This window comes from Delftia sp. 11MD (assembly GCF_050907895.1).
Lineage (GTDB): Bacteria > Pseudomonadota > Gammaproteobacteria > Burkholderiales > Burkholderiaceae_C > Comamonas > Comamonas tsuruhatensis.
Genome location: NZ_CP194333.1, coordinates 4,847,170 through 4,860,920, shown reverse-complemented (window position 1 = coordinate 4,860,920; position 13,751 = coordinate 4,847,170). Strand labels below are relative to the sequence as shown.

General features: G+C 69.3%; 10 protein-coding genes. 7 read left to right on the top strand and 3 right to left on the bottom strand.

The features are described 5' to 3' along the window. Nucleotides 1-2: 2 nt before the first annotated feature. Nucleotides 3-695, top strand: a complete 693-nt coding sequence (locus ACRSCF_RS22230; protein ID WP_034365397.1) for an AzlC family ABC transporter permease — start codon at nt 3-5, stop codon at nt 693-695. 5 nt (nt 696-700) lie between these two features. Continuing rightward, nucleotides 701-1,039 (top strand): AzlD domain-containing protein, encoded by a 339-nt coding sequence (locus tag ACRSCF_RS22225; protein WP_034365400.1) that lies wholly within the window; start codon nt 701-703, stop codon nt 1,037-1,039. 2 nt (nt 1,040-1,041) lie between these two features. Here ACRSCF_RS22225 and ACRSCF_RS22220 read toward each other — a convergent pair whose 3' ends face one another. Further along, nucleotides 1,042-1,431 (bottom strand): nuclear transport factor 2 family protein, encoded by a 390-nt coding sequence (locus tag ACRSCF_RS22220; RefSeq protein ID WP_013803605.1) that lies wholly within the window; start codon nt 1,429-1,431, stop codon nt 1,042-1,044. A gap of 422 nt (nt 1,432-1,853) precedes the next feature. On the opposite strand from ACRSCF_RS22220, the gene ACRSCF_RS22215 reads away from it, so the two are divergent. The 4 genes from ACRSCF_RS22215 to ACRSCF_RS22200 all read left to right on the top strand — a co-directional run bounded on the left by ACRSCF_RS22215 (nt 1,854) and on the right by ACRSCF_RS22200 (nt 11,687). After that, nucleotides 1,854-3,470 carry an efflux RND transporter periplasmic adaptor subunit gene (locus ACRSCF_RS22215; RefSeq protein WP_133072819.1) on the top strand — a complete coding sequence of 539 codons (1,617 nt, stop codon included), beginning with the start codon at nt 1,854-1,856 and terminating at the stop codon, nt 3,468-3,470. A 46-nt stretch (nt 3,471-3,516) separates the two neighbouring features. Next, nucleotides 3,517-6,654: an MdtB/MuxB family multidrug efflux RND transporter permease subunit gene (locus tag ACRSCF_RS22210; RefSeq protein WP_432675087.1), complete on the top strand. Its 3,138-nt coding sequence runs from the start codon at nt 3,517-3,519 to the stop codon at nt 6,652-6,654. 348 nt (nt 6,655-7,002) lie between these two features. Further along, nucleotides 7,003-10,164 carry a multidrug efflux RND transporter permease subunit gene (locus tag ACRSCF_RS22205; protein WP_034368301.1) on the top strand — a complete coding sequence of 1,054 codons (3,162 nt, stop codon included), beginning with the start codon at nt 7,003-7,005 and terminating at the stop codon, nt 10,162-10,164. A 23-nt stretch (nt 10,165-10,187) separates the two neighbouring features. After that, entirely contained in the window at nt 10,188-11,687 is a 1,500-nt protein-coding gene (locus tag ACRSCF_RS22200; protein ID WP_244451712.1) for an efflux transporter outer membrane subunit, read from the top strand. A gap of 3 nt (nt 11,688-11,690) precedes the next feature. Here the strand turns inward: ACRSCF_RS22200 and ACRSCF_RS22195 are convergent, their stop codons facing one another. Beyond that, nucleotides 11,691-12,056 (bottom strand): hypothetical protein, encoded by a 366-nt coding sequence (locus ACRSCF_RS22195; RefSeq protein WP_034368314.1) that lies wholly within the window; start codon nt 12,054-12,056, stop codon nt 11,691-11,693. A gap of 13 nt (nt 12,057-12,069) precedes the next feature. On the opposite strand from ACRSCF_RS22195, the gene ACRSCF_RS22190 reads away from it, so the two are divergent. Then, complete coding sequence (locus tag ACRSCF_RS22190) at nt 12,070-12,843, top strand: ABC transporter ATP-binding protein (RefSeq protein ID WP_034368304.1); 774 nt, start codon at nt 12,070-12,072, stop codon at nt 12,841-12,843. Nucleotides 12,844-12,879: 36 nt separating this feature from the next. On the opposite strand, the gene ACRSCF_RS22185 is transcribed toward ACRSCF_RS22190, so the two are convergent. After that, complete coding sequence (locus ACRSCF_RS22185) at nt 12,880-13,698, bottom strand: LytR/AlgR family response regulator transcription factor (RefSeq protein ID WP_244386636.1); 819 nt, start codon at nt 13,696-13,698, stop codon at nt 12,880-12,882. Nucleotides 13,699-13,751: the final 53 nt, after the last annotated feature.

Sequence of the window (13,751 nt, the reverse complement as noted above, 5' to 3'; positions counted from 1 at the left end):
GCATGACACGAGGCCGTGTCATGTTGGCCGGCCTGACGGCCAGCCTCTCCGTGGCGACGGGCTATCTGCCGATTGCTTTTTCCTTTGGCGTGGCGGCCGTTCAGGCGGGTCTTGCTCCATCCATTGCCGTGCTGGCATCCGTGCTGGTCTATGCCGGAGCCAGCCAGTTCCTGCTGATTTCGTTGCTGGCTTCGGGAGCCGGGCTGTGGACCGCTTTGCCCACGGTGCTGTTGATGAATGCGCGGCATGTGCTGTATGGCCCGGCCCTGCAGGTGGTGCTGGGGCCGCGGCAGCGCCTGGCCACGCCCTGGTTGGCCTTTGGCCTGACCGACGAGGTGTTTGCCACCGCCATGAGCAAGATGCAGGGCGTGCCAGAGGCCGAGCGCGAGCACTGGTTTCTGGGCTTGCAACTTGGCGCCTACGCGGCCTGGGTGGGCGGCACGGTGATGGGGGTGACGCTGGTGGGCGAGGTAGATCGGTGGCCGGCAGCCGTCCGCGAGGGGCTGGCCTTTGTTCTGCCCGCGTTGTTCTTTGCGCTGCTGCTGGAGGCGGGTGTGCTTCGCTGGTGGCGTGCGGTGCTCACGGCCGCCGTGGTCGCTGCGGTGCTGATTTGCTTCATTCCGGGCTACCACGCCCTGGCGCTGGCGATCCTGTGCGGTGCGCTGGCGCATGCGGCCACGGCCGATAGGGGCTGATCACCATGTCGTACACATTCTGGATCTTGCTGTTGTGCGGTGCCGGCACCTTTGGCCTGCGCTGGTTGCCGCTGTGGCAGGCACGCCGCAGAGGGCACTCTGCACGGGCGTCCCGGAAGGTGCAGAGGTGGCTGGCGGGTGTCGGGCCCGCCGCCATCGCTGCCCTGTTCGTGGTGTCAACCTGGGGGCTGTTGGTCAGCGATGTCCGCTGGGGGCGGGTGGCCGTGATCTCCGTGGCTTTGCTGGCCATCTGCCTCGCACGCCTGGTGCGGGGAGGCATTGCCATGCCGACCTTGGCTGGTGCGCTGACCTACGGCCTGCTGGCCCATTTCAAGCCCTGGTGATGTCAGTGCGGCTGGGCATGGAAGGCCTTGTTGGCAATCTTCCAGCCGGCCTCGGTCTTGAGCAGCACGAAGTAGTCGATGAAGGTGATGGCGCCGTGCACCAGGGTGATCTTGGCGCTGGCCGCCGTGCCGCCGATGTCGATGGCGTCGATGCTGCGGCGGCGCGTGGCCTCGTCGGCGGCGGGCTGGCCCTTGAAGCGGGCGCAGTAGGTGTCGATGTCCCAGGAGGTCAGCGGGCCTTCGCGCACGCTTTCGATGCGGGCGGTGGGCATGAAGGCGGCGCGCATGTGGGCGCTGTTGTCCTCGGCATGGCCGCGCATGTACAGCTCCAGCGGCACGCGCACGGCGGCTTCTTCGGGATGGTCGGTCAGGCGTGGGTTGGCAGTCGTCATGGTGTTCTCCTGGGACGGATGGATGGCGGCCTGCGCCTGCAGGCCGGCGGCCGCGCATGGTAGCCACAAGCGCGGGGTGCAGTCCAACGGGGTGACAGGCGCGACCTGCGCCGGGCTGGGGTGCAATGCCTTGTTTTCAATGGACTTTCGGGCTGATGCGCCCCGCATTGGCCGTACCTGGGTCAACAGTGTTGTGAGCGCCGTGCCCTGTCTGAGGCCCTGCCGACGGGTGGCCGACCTGTTTCCGAAAACGCTCTGGCCAGGGCGGGTAAAGCCGGGGTAAAGCGGGGGTAATGCCTGCGTAAAACGGCGATCTGCCTCGTTTTGGAGAGCATGGGACTGGCTACCATAGCCGCATCCGCCGCCGTGCCCCGTTCCGGGGCCGGGCCCACGGCTTCCTCCCACGATTTCCCGCAGTGACCATGAAACGCCTGTCCAGCAGCCCCCTTGTTGCAGATGCCCACGGCGTACGCCAATGTGGCCGGATACGGCCTGCCCTGATGTGGGGCGTGGTGGCATTGGCCCTGGTCGCGGGGGGCGGGCTGTGGTGGTGGAACAAGCGGGCGCCGGCGCAGGGCGAGCAGGCCTCGGCCGGTGCGCCCGGCCCGGGGGGCGGGCGTGCGGGAGGCGGCCGGCGCGGCCCCGGCGGCCCGGGTGGACCTGGCGGCCCCGGCGCCATGGGTGCCCAGGCGCAGCCGGTGTCCGTGGGCGTGGTGGAGCGGCGCGACATGCGCGTGCTGATCAGCGCCATCGGCACCATGAACCCGCGCGCCACGGCCGTGGTGCGCGCCAAGGTGTCGGGCGAGTTGCTGCGCCTGCATTTCAAGGAAGGCGACGAGGTCAAGGCCGGCCAGCTGCTGGCCGAGATCGATCCGCGCAGCTTCCAGGCCAGCTTCAACCAGATCCAGGGCACGCTGCAGCGCGACCAGGCGCTGCTCAAGAACGCCCAGCTGGACCTGCAGCGCTACAAGGAGCTGCAGGCCCAGGATTCCATTGCCGGCCAGCAGGTCGATACCCAGGCTGCGCTGGTGCGCCAGTACCAGGGCACGGTGGCCGCCGACCAGGCCCAGGCCGATGCGGCCAGGCTGCAACTGAGCTACACGCGCATCACGGCGCCCATTGCGGGCCGGCTGGGCCTGCGCCAGGCCGACCGGGGCAATGTGGTCAACCCTTCGGATGCCAACGGCATCGTCACCATCACGCAGGTCAAGCCCATCGATGCGGTGTTCTCCGTGCCCGAGGCGCATGTGGGCACGCTGGCGCGGCGCCTGGCCGAGGGCCGCGAGCTGCCCGTGGAGCTGTGGGACCGGGACCTGAAGCAGCAATTGGGGCGCGGCCGCCTGAATGCGGTGGACAACAGCATCGACATCGCCACCGGCACCATCAAGGCCAAGGCCGCCTTCGACAATGCCGAGGGCCGGCTGTTCGCCAACCAGTTCGTCAACGTCAGGCTGGAAGTGGACCGGCTGGAGCAGGCGCTGACCGTGCCGACCACGGCCGTGCAGAACAACTACGTCTATCTGGTCCAGGAGGATGGCACGGTGACGCAGCGGCGCATCACCGTGGGCGTGACCGATGGCGACCGGGTGAGCGTGAAGGGCGAACTCAAGCCTGGCGAGCAGGTGGTGGTCGATGGCATTGACCGCCTGCGCGAAGGCGCCAAGGTCACGGTGATCGAGCCCGACAAGGTGCAGAAGGTGGACCAGGCCGTGCAGGACGCCTCCAGCCAGCCGCGCGGCATGCGCAATCTGCCGCCCGATGTGCGCGCCAAGCTGGCGACCATGAACCCCGACGAGCGCAAGGCCTACCTGCAGAAGCTGCGCGCCGAGCGCGGTGGGCAGCGCAATGGCGGTAACGGTGGCAGTGGTGGTAACGGTGGCAGTGGCGGCAACGTGCCCGCGCCGGCGGCCGAAGGCTCCGCGCCCGCAGGCCAGTCGCCGGCACCGTCGCCCGGATCGCCCCAGCCTTCGCCCGGCCCGGCACCTGCCGCGCCCTCTGCGCCTGCTGCCCCGGCGGCTCCCGCTCCGGCCGGGCGCTGAGCAGCGCCCCGGCACCTGAAGACTGCAAGCCCTTCCAGGCGGCCCCATGAATCTTTCCCGCATCTTCATCCTGCGACCCGTCGCCACCTCGCTGCTGATGGTGGCGGTGCTGATCGCCGGCCTGCTGGCCTACCGGCTGTTGCCGATTTCGGCCCTGCCCGAGGTGGACTACCCCACCATCCAGGTCACCACGCTGTACCCCGGTGCCAGCCCGGACGTGATGACCTCCAACGTCACCGCGCCGCTGGAGCGCCAGCTCGGCCAGATGCCGGGGCTGTCGCAGATGTCGTCCACCAGTTCGGGCGGTGCCTCGGTGATCACGCTGCGCTTTGCGCTGGACATGGCCATGGACGTGGCCGAGCAGCAGGTGCAGGCCGCCATCAACGCGGGTGCCAACCTGCTGCCCAGCGACCTGCCCATGCCCCCGCTGTACAGCAAGGTCAATCCGGCGGATGCGCCCATCCTCACGCTGGCCATCACCTCGCCCTCGCTGCCGGTGATCCGCGTCAATGACCTGGTGGAAAACCGCCTGGCGCCCAAGCTCTCGCAGGTCAACGGCGTGGGACTGGTGGCGATTGCCGGCGGGCGCCGGCCTGCCGTGCGCATCCAGGCCAACCCGACGGCGCTGGCCGGCCTGGGCATGACGCTGGACGATGTGCGCACCGCCATCGCCGCCGCCAACGTCAAGCAGGCCAAGGGCGGCTTCGACGGGCCGGCGCGTGCCTCCACCATCGATGCCAACGACCAGCTGCAGTCGGCGGCCGAGTACCGCAACCTCATCATCGCCTTCAAGAACGGCCTGCCCGTGCGCCTGTCCGACATCGCCCAGACCGTGGACGATGCCGAGAACACGCGCCTGGCCGCCTGGGCCGGCACGCCCGAGGGTGGCTCGCGCGCGGGCGTGATCCTCAACATCCGGCGCCAGCCCGGCGCCAACGTGATCGAGACGGTGGACCGCATCAAGGCGCTGCTGCCCCAGCTCAAGGAGACCCTGCCGGCCTCGCTGGACGTGCAGGTGCTGACCGACCGCACGGTGACCATCCGCGCCTCGGTCAACGACATGCAGCTGGAGCTGATGCTGGCCATCGCCCTGGTGGTGGCGGTGATCTTCGTCTTCCTGCGCAGCGCCTCGGCCACGCTGATACCGAGCTTTGCCGTGCCGCTGTCGCTGATCGGCACCTTCGGCGTGATGTACCTGGCCGGTTTTTCCCTCAACAACCTCACGCTGATGGCGCTGACGATCGCCACCGGCTTCGTGGTGGACGATGCGATCGTGATGATCGAGAACATCGCGCGCTTCGTGGAACAGGGCGAGCCGCCCATGCAGGCCGCGCTCAAGGGCGCCAGGCAGATCGGCTTCACCATCATCTCGCTGACGATTTCGCTGATCGCCGTGCTGATCCCGCTGCTGTTCATGGGCGACGTGGTGGGGCGGCTGTTCCACGAGTTCGCCATCACCATGGCGGTGGCCATCCTGATCTCGGCCGTGGTCTCGCTGACGCTCACGCCGATGCTGTGCGCGCGGCTGCTGCGCCACCAGCCCGAAGGGGCCCAGGAAGAACGGCATGGCCGCCTGTACCACGCCACGGGCCGTTTCTTCGACCGCACCATCGCCGGCTACGGCCGCATCCTCACCTGGGTGCTGGACCGCCGGCGCCTGACATGGATCGTCTTCCTGGCCACGCTGGCCGTGACCGTGCTGCTGTACTTTGCCGTGCCCAAGGGCTTCTTCCCGGACCAGGACACGGGCAGCATCCAGGCCACGACCGAGGCCGACCAGTCCATCTCCTTTGCCGCCATGGCCGAGCGCCAGCAGGCCCTGGCCGAGCTGCTGCTCAAGGACCCGGCCGTGCAGAGCATCTCGTCCTTCATCGGCGTCGATGGCAGCAACACCACGCTGAACACGGGCCGGCTGCTGATCGACCTCAAGCCCCATGGCCAGCGCGATGGCGTGCCCGCCGTGCTGCGCCGCCTGTCCGACGATGCGCTGCAGATCCCGGGCATCCGCCTGTACGCCCAGCCCGTGCAGGACCTGACCATCGAGGACCGCGTGGCGCGCACCCAGTACCAGCTGCTGATGTCCTCGCCCGACATGGCGCAGCTGGCCATGAGCACCCAGGCCCTGGTCGAGCGCATGCACGACCTGCCCGAGCTGGTCGACGTGGGCAGCGACCTGCAGGACCAGGGCCTGCAGGCCTTCGTGCAGATCGACCGGGCCAAGGCCAGCCGGCTGGGCGTGACGGTCTCGGCCATCGACACGGCGCTGTACAACGCCTTCGGCCAGCGCCAGATCTCCACCATCTTCACGCAGTCCAACCAGTACCGCGTGGTGCTGGAGGTGGCGCCGCAGTTCAAGGTCGGGCCCGAGGCGCTGCAGTCCATCTACGTGGCCTCCAGCGCGGGCGCGCCCGTGCCGCTGTCCTCGGTGGCCACGGTCAGCGAGCGGCCCATGGCCCTGGCCGTGAACCATGTGGGCCAGCTGCCCGCCGCCACCATCTCGTTCAACACCGCGCCCGGCGTGTCGCTGGGCCATGCCGTCAAGGCCGTGCAGGACCTGATGGCCCAGCTGCGCACCGAGGGCCATATGCCGCTGTCGGTGGACGCTGCCTTCCAGGGCGCGGCCCTGGCCTTCCAGGCCTCGCTGTCCAACACGCTGCTGCTGGTGCTGGCGGCGGTGATCACCATGTACATCGTGCTGGGCGTGCTCTATGAGAGCACCATCCACCCGGTGACCATCCTGTCCACGCTGCCCTCGGCCGGCGTGGGCGCGCTGCTGGCCCTGCTGCTGGCGGGGCTGGACCTGGACATCATCGCCATCATCGGCATCGTGCTGCTGATCGGCATCGTCAAGAAGAACGCGATCATGATGATCGACTTCGCGCTGGAGGCGCAGCGCGAGGAGGGGCATACGCCGCGCGAGGCCATCTACCAGGCCTGCCTGCTGCGGTTCCGGCCTATCCTGATGACGACTTTGGCGGCTTTGCTGGGGGCCTTGCCGTTGATGCTGGGGACGGGGGTGGGCAGTGAGTTGCGGCATCCGTTGGGGGTGACGTTGGTGGGGGGCTTGCTGGTGAGTCAGTTGTTGACTCTGTTCACTACGCCTGTGATTTATTTGACGTTTGAGGGGTGGGCGCAGAGGTGGCGGGATCGTCGGGGTGCTTCTTCGGAGCAGGCCCATGCTTGAGCTTGATCTGCGCTTTTGGCTGGCGCCGCTGGCCGGGGTTCGGCCCGGCGGCCGACCTACTTTCTTGCCTCGCAGCAAGAAAGTAGGCAAAGAAATGCGCCCCCACTGCCCACGACCCTTCGCTTCGCTGCGGGCAACCTGCGTTGGGCACGATGCGGGGTGTGCCGCAGAACTCGCTTTGCGCTTCGCGCGCCGCTCAGACAACTGCGGCAAGTCAGATGACGAAGCAAGCCTGTCCTTCGGCAGGCTTGCCACCCCGCATCGCGCCCAACGCAGGCGTGGGCAGAGGGGGGAAGGCGGGGGGATGGGCCATCGCTTCGCTCGGCCTGAGGTTTTTGGGGCTGGGTCATGAGCCAGCTTTCCAATCTCTCGGCGCCGTTCATCTTCCGGCCCATTGCCACCATGCTGATGACCATCGGCCTGGCGCTGGCGGGGGCGGTGTCGTATTTCCTGCTGCCGGTGGCGCCGCTGCCGCAGGTGGACTATCCGACGATTTCGGTGTCCGCCAGCCTGCCGGGTGCAAGCCCCGACACCATGGCGGCGACGGTGGCGACGCCGCTGGAGCGGGCGCTGGGGGCGATTGCGGGGGTCAATGAGATCACGTCCAGCTCCAGCCTGGGCAGTACGCGCATCACGCTGCAGTTCGATCTGTCGCGCACGGTGGACAGCGCGGCGCGCGATGTGCAGGCCGCCATCAATGCGGCGCGCACGCTGCTGCCTTCGGGCATGCCGGGCAATCCTACGTATCGCAAGGTGAATCCGGCCGATGCGCCGATCATGATCCTGGCACTCACGTCCAGCGCGCTGACGCGCGGGCAGATGTATGACGCGGCGTCCACCGTGCTGGCGCAGAAGCTCTCGCAGGTGGAGGGCGTGGGCCAGGCGTCCATCAGCGGGGGGGCGCTGCCGGCCGTGCGCGTGGAGCTGGACCCGGTGAAGCTGGCGGCCAATGGCGTGTCGCTGGACCAGGTGCGTACCGCCATTTCGGCCACGAATGCCAACCGGCCGCTGGGCGCGGTGGAGCGCGAGGACCATTACTGGCAGGTGACCGCCAATGACCAGGCCCGCGTGGCGGCCGACTATGCGCCGCTTGTGCTGCGCTGGAGCAATGGCAATGCGATCCGGCTGCAGGACGTGGCCGATGTCACGGATTCGGTGCAGGACGTGCGCAACTACGGCGTGGCCAATGGCAAGCCCGCCATCCTGCTGCAGATCTTCAAGCAGCCCGATGCCAACATCCTGGAGGCCGTGGCGCGCGTGCGCTCTTTGCTGCCGCAGCTCAAGGCGTCCATCCCCGAGGCGATCGATCTGACCATCGTGTCCGACCGCACGCCCACGCTGCGCGCCTCGGTGGTGGAGGTGGAACGGGCGCTGTTGATCGCCGTGGCGCTGGTGATCCTGGTGGTGTTCCTGTTCCTGCGCAATGGCCGGGCCACGCTGATTCCGGCCGTGGCCGTGCCGGTGTCGCTGGCGGGCACGTTCGGCGTGATGTACCTGGCCGGCTATACGCTGGACAACCTGTCGCTGATGGCGCTGACCGTGGCCACGGGCTTTGTGGTGGACGATGCCATCGTGGTGCTGGAGAACGTGATGCGCCACATGGAGCGCGGCAAGACCGCGCTGCGCGCGGCGCTGGACGGGGCGCGCGAGATCGGGTTCACCGTGGTGTCCATGAGCCTGTCGCTGATCGCGGTGTTCGTGCCCATCCTGTTCATGGGCGGCATCGTGGGGCGGTTCTTCCGCGAGTTCGCGGTGGTGATGTCGGCGGCGATTCTGATCTCGATGGTGGTGTCGCTGACCACCACGCCCATGATGTGCGCGGCGCTGCTGCGGCCGCAGCGGCCTGCTGCACAGGCGCGTCCGCGCGGGCCAATGGGCCGCGCCTGGGACCGCTTCGGCGCCTGGGTGGGCCGGGCCGAGCGGCGTGCCATGTCCGGCTACCGCGCAAGCCTGGCCTGGTGCCTGCGCCACCAGCCGCTGGTGCTGCTGGTGCTGGCCGGCGTGGTGGCGCTGAACGTGCACCTGTACATGGCCATCGACAAGGGCTTCATGCCCAGCCAGGACACGGGCCGCGTGATGGGCTTCATCCGGGCCGACCAGTCCACCTCCTACCAGGCCATGGAGCAGCGGCTCAAGCGCTTCCTGTCCATCGTGCAGGAAGACCCGGCCGTGGAGTACGTGACGGGCTTCACGGGCGGCGGCCAGCGCAATGCGGCCAACATGTTCATGTCGCTCAAGCCGCTGGCCGAGCGCAAGGTGTCTTCCGACGAGGTGATCAACCGCCTGCGCGACAAGCTCAAGAACGAGCCCGGCGCGCGGCTGTTCATGGTCACGCAAAGCGATATCCGCATCGGCGGGCGGCAAAGCTCGGGCTCGTACGACTACACGCTGCAGGCCGACGACATCCAGGACCTGCGCACCTGGGAGCCGCGCATCCGCCAGGTGCTGTCGCAGCTGCCCCAGCTCACGGACGTCAACAGCGATGTCTCCGACTTCGGCCTGCAGACATCGCTGGTGATCGACCGCGACGCGGCCACGCGCCTGGGGCTGACGGTGGCGCAGATCGACGGCACGCTCAACAACGCCTTCGGCCAGCGCCAGGTGGGCGTGATCTACAACCCGCTCAACCAGTACCGCGTGGTGATGGAGGCCGCGCCGCGCTACCTGCAAAGCCCCGAGACGCTGCGCGGCTTCTTCTTCGTGAACAACCAGGGCGAGCAGGTGCCGCTGACCTCGTTTGCGCGCATCACCACCACCAACACGCCGCTGTCCGTGAACCACGACCGGGGCACGCCGGCCAGCACCATCAGCTTCAGCCTGGCCGAAGGCGTGGCGCTGTCGGATGCCAGCGACGCCATCCGCGCGGCCGTGGCCGAGCTGGGCGTGCCCGTGTCGGTGCGCGGCAGCTTCAGCGGCACGGCAGGGGCCTTCCAGCAGGCGCTGTCGGGGCAGCCGCTGCTGATCCTGGCGGCCATCATCACCATCTACCTGGTGCTGGGCGTGCTCTATGAGAGCCTGGTGCACCCGCTGACCATCCTGTCCACGCTGCCTTCGGCCGGCGTGGGTGCGCTGATGGCGCTGATGCTGTTCAAGACGGAGTTCTCGCTGATCGCGCTGATCGGGGTGATTTTGCTGATCGGCATCGTCAAGAAGAACGCGATCATGATGATCGACTTCGCGCTGGAGCGGCAGCGCGGCGGCCATGCGACGGCCGCCCAGGCCATCTACCGCGCCTGCGAGCTGCGGCTGCGCCCCATCCTCATGACCAGCCTGGCGGCCATCTGCGGCGCACTGCCGCTGGCCCTGGGCCGGGGCGACGGCGCCGAGCTGCGCCAGCCGCTGGGCATTGCCATCGTGGGCGGCCTGATGCTGAGCCAGCTGCTCACGCTCTACACCACGCCCGTGGTCTATGTGCTGCTGGACAGGCTGCGCCAGCGTGTCATGGGCCTGCGTTGCCGCGTGCAGGGCAAGGACCGCGGCACCCCTGTGCCCGCCGCATCACCCCAGTGAACCGAATCCGAAAGCCCAAGGCCATGCAGCTGAAGACACTCCAAACCCCGGCGATCTGGCTGGCCGCCGCGCTGCTGGCCGGCTGCTCCACGCAGAGCGCCTACCAGCGCCCCGCACTCGAGGTGCCGGCCCAGTTCAAGGAAGCCACGCCCGAGGCGGCCGAGGCCGGCATCTGGCGGCCCGCGGACCCGTCGCGTGCGCAAGTGCCCGACAACTGGTGGGAGCTGTTCGGCGACGAGCAGCTCAACCGCCTGCAGCAGCAGGCCGCCACCGGCAACCAGAGCATTGCCCAGGCCGCCGCGCGCCTGCGTGCCGCGCAGGCGGCCGTGGCCAGCAGCCAGGCCGGGCTGTTGCCCACGCTGGGCAGCACGGCCGGCGCCACGCGCTCGCGCAGCGGCGGGGCCTCCGGTGCATCGGGTGCATCAGGCACGGGCGGCAACACCGGCAGTAGCGGCAACATCTCGACCAACTACTCGCTGGGCCTGAACGCCAGCTGGGAGCTGGACCTGTGGGGCCGCGTGTCGGGCACGGTCAGCGCCAGCCAGGCCAGCGCCCAGGCCAGCAGCGACGACCTGGCCGCCGCGCGCCTGTCGGCCCAGGCATCGATCACGCAGACCTATTTCTCGCTGCGCGCGGCCGATGCCAGCGTGCGGCTGCTGCAGGAAACGCTGCAGAGCTACGAGCAAAGCCTCAAGCTCACCAACAACCGCTACCGCGCGGGCGTGGCCTCGTCGGCCGACGTGGCCCAGGCCGAGGCGCAGTACAAAAGCACCCAGGCCCAGCTCATCGAGGCGCAGACCAGCCGCGCCCAGCTGGAGCACGCCCTGGCCGCGCTGCTGGGCCTGCCTCCGGCCGCCTTCAGCCTGGAGGCCGGCGCCGAGCTGCCGCTGCCGCCCGAGGTGCCGGCCATGCTCTCGTCCCAACTGCTGGAGCAGCGCCCCGACATTGCTGCGGCCGAGCGCCGCGTGGCCGCCGCCAATGCCCAGGTGGGCGTGGCGCGCGCGGCCTTCTTCCCGGCGCTCACGCTGTCGGCCACGGCCGGCTACCGGGGTGCATCGCTGTCCAACCTGGTGAGTGCGCCCAACCTGTTCTGGTCGCTGGGCCCGTCGCTGGCGTTGGCGCTGTTCGACGGCGGCGCGCGCACGGCGGCCGTGGAGTCGGCGCGTGCCTCGCTGGACCTGGCCGCTGCCACCTACCGCCAGACCGTGCTGACGGCGTTGCAGGAGGTGGAGGACAACCTGGTCACCGCATCCGCCCTGGCGCGCGAGCAGCAGGTGCAGATCGAGGCCGTGGCCGCCGCGCAGAAGGCGCTGGATGTCGTCAACAACCAGTACCGCGCGGGCACGGTGGCCTATCTGAATGTGCTCAGCGCCCAGACCACGGTGCTGTCGGCGCGGCGCAGCCTGATCGATGTGCGCAACCGGCGGCTGGCCGCCGTCAACACCTTGCTCAAGAACGTGGCCGGGCGCTGGGAGCCGCTGGGACCGGCCTCCGTGCAGGGGCCGCAGGCTGTCGCGCGCTGATGTTCAGTCCTGCAGCTCGAAGGCCTGGCGCAGTGCTTCGCCGAAAGCCGCGCTGCCGCTGATCGACAGGTTCACCGTGGTGCGGCCATCCCCGGCCGCCACGGATTGCAGGCGCGCCGTGGCTGCGTCAAAGCGCCAGTCCAGCGGCTGGCCGCCGTCGTCCTGGGCCTGCAGCTCGTAGTCCCAGTCGCCGCCTTCCTCGATGGGGCCGCGCCGGCCCTTGAAGCGGCGGTGCGCCCAGGCCAGCAATTGCTCCACCTCGGCCGCCAGCGCCGGCACGCGCGCGGCGGGCACGCTGGCCATGGCGTCCCAGCAGCCCGTGCCTTCGTCGTCTTCGCTGTAGTCGAAATCCAGGTAGTCGAGGGTCATGGTGGCGGTCCGCATGCGTAGTGCGTGGTTGGAAAAGGGAAAGCCCGGCATTGTGCCGCGTGCACAATCGCCCGCATCGCAGAACCGGAAAGACATTCAGATGGACACCGCACAGCAATCGATGGCGCCGCCGATGGTGAGCGCGCAGGCCCTGCGCTTCGGGCAGCCGGGCCTGCTGCTGTGGGATGGTGCCTCGCACGACTGGCCCGTGGGCCTGTGCCTGGTGCGCGGCGGCGAGGGCTGCGGCAAGACCAGCCTGCTGCAGGCGCTGGCCGGCCATTTGCCCTTGCAGGGCGGGCGCCTGGTATATCCGCAGCAGCCGGACCCGTCGCAGCGCCCTGCATTGTTCTGGCGCGACCCGCGCGCCGAACTGTCCAATGCCGAGCGTGCCCGGCCCGCGCAGGAATGGGTGCAGGCACAGCGGCAGCTGCATCCGGCCTGGAGCGAGGCGGCCTGGCAGGCCCATGCCGACGGCCTGGGCCTGGAGCCCCATCTGCACAAGCCCCTGCTGGCCTTGTCCACGGGCAGCCTGCGCAAGCTGTGGATGGCGGCGGGCTGGTCCAGCGGCGTGCCGCTGCTGCTGATCGACGAGCCGCTGGCCGCGCTGGACCGGGGATCGATCGACCATGTGCAGCGCACGCTGGCGGGGCTGAACCGGGCCGGCCAGCAATCTGCGCCCGTGGCCGGGCACGGGCCGCGCTGCGTGATCGTCGCCCATTGGGACGAGATGCAGGGCGTGGCCTGGGACGACGTGCTGGACCTGCCCGATCAGCCGCCGCTGCGCTGACGGAGCCGGCGTCTACATCGCCACCTACATCGCCGCCTACATCGCCTTGAACCGCTGCGCGTAGAGGCGGCTCACGGCCAGTTTCTCCGCTCGCTCGCGCAGCTGCAGCCACAGCCGGCCGGCCTCGTCGCGCTGGGCGCTGGCAATGGCGGCTGCGCGCACCACGGTGCCGCGGTGCACCTGCCAGAATTCCTCGGCGTCCAGCCGGGGCAGCAGCTCCTTGAGCGGCGTGCGCACCAGGTATTCATGCGAGGCCGTGAGCACACGCACGTACTTGTCGGCGGCCTCGAAGTAGACGACGTCCTGCACGGGCACCATCTGGATCTGCGTGCCCACGCCAGCCTGGATCATCTGCAGCGGCGGCTCGGTGGCGGTGGCGGTGGCGGCGGGGGCCGTGGCACCGGCCAGATGCCGCAATTGCTCCAGCGCCTGCGCCAGGGCAGCGCCAGCCGGGGCCACCGTGCGCTGGGCCAGCAGCTCGCGCAGGCGCTGCACGCTGCGCGCCAGCCGCTCGGGCTGCACGGGCTTGAGCAGGTAGTCCACGGCCTGGGCCTCGAAGGCGTCCATGGCGTACTGGTCATAGGCGGTCACGAAGACCAGGATGGGAAACGGCTGCGCCTCGGGCCAGGCGTCGGCCAGTTCGGCAGCGGCCTCCAGGCCGCTCTGGCCCGGCATGCGGATGTCGAAGAACAGCACATCGGGCTGCAGCGCCAGCGCCTGCCGGGCGGCACTCAGGCCGTCGCCCACCATGGCGGCAATCTGCAGCTCGGGCCAGGCGCGGGCCAGGGCCTGGCGCAGGTCCTCGGCCAGCAGGGGTTCGTCTTCGGCGATCAGGGCGCGGGGGGAGTGGGTCATTTCAGTCTTCTATTTCACTTGCGCATTGCCGACAGCGTATGAAACTGGCGCGG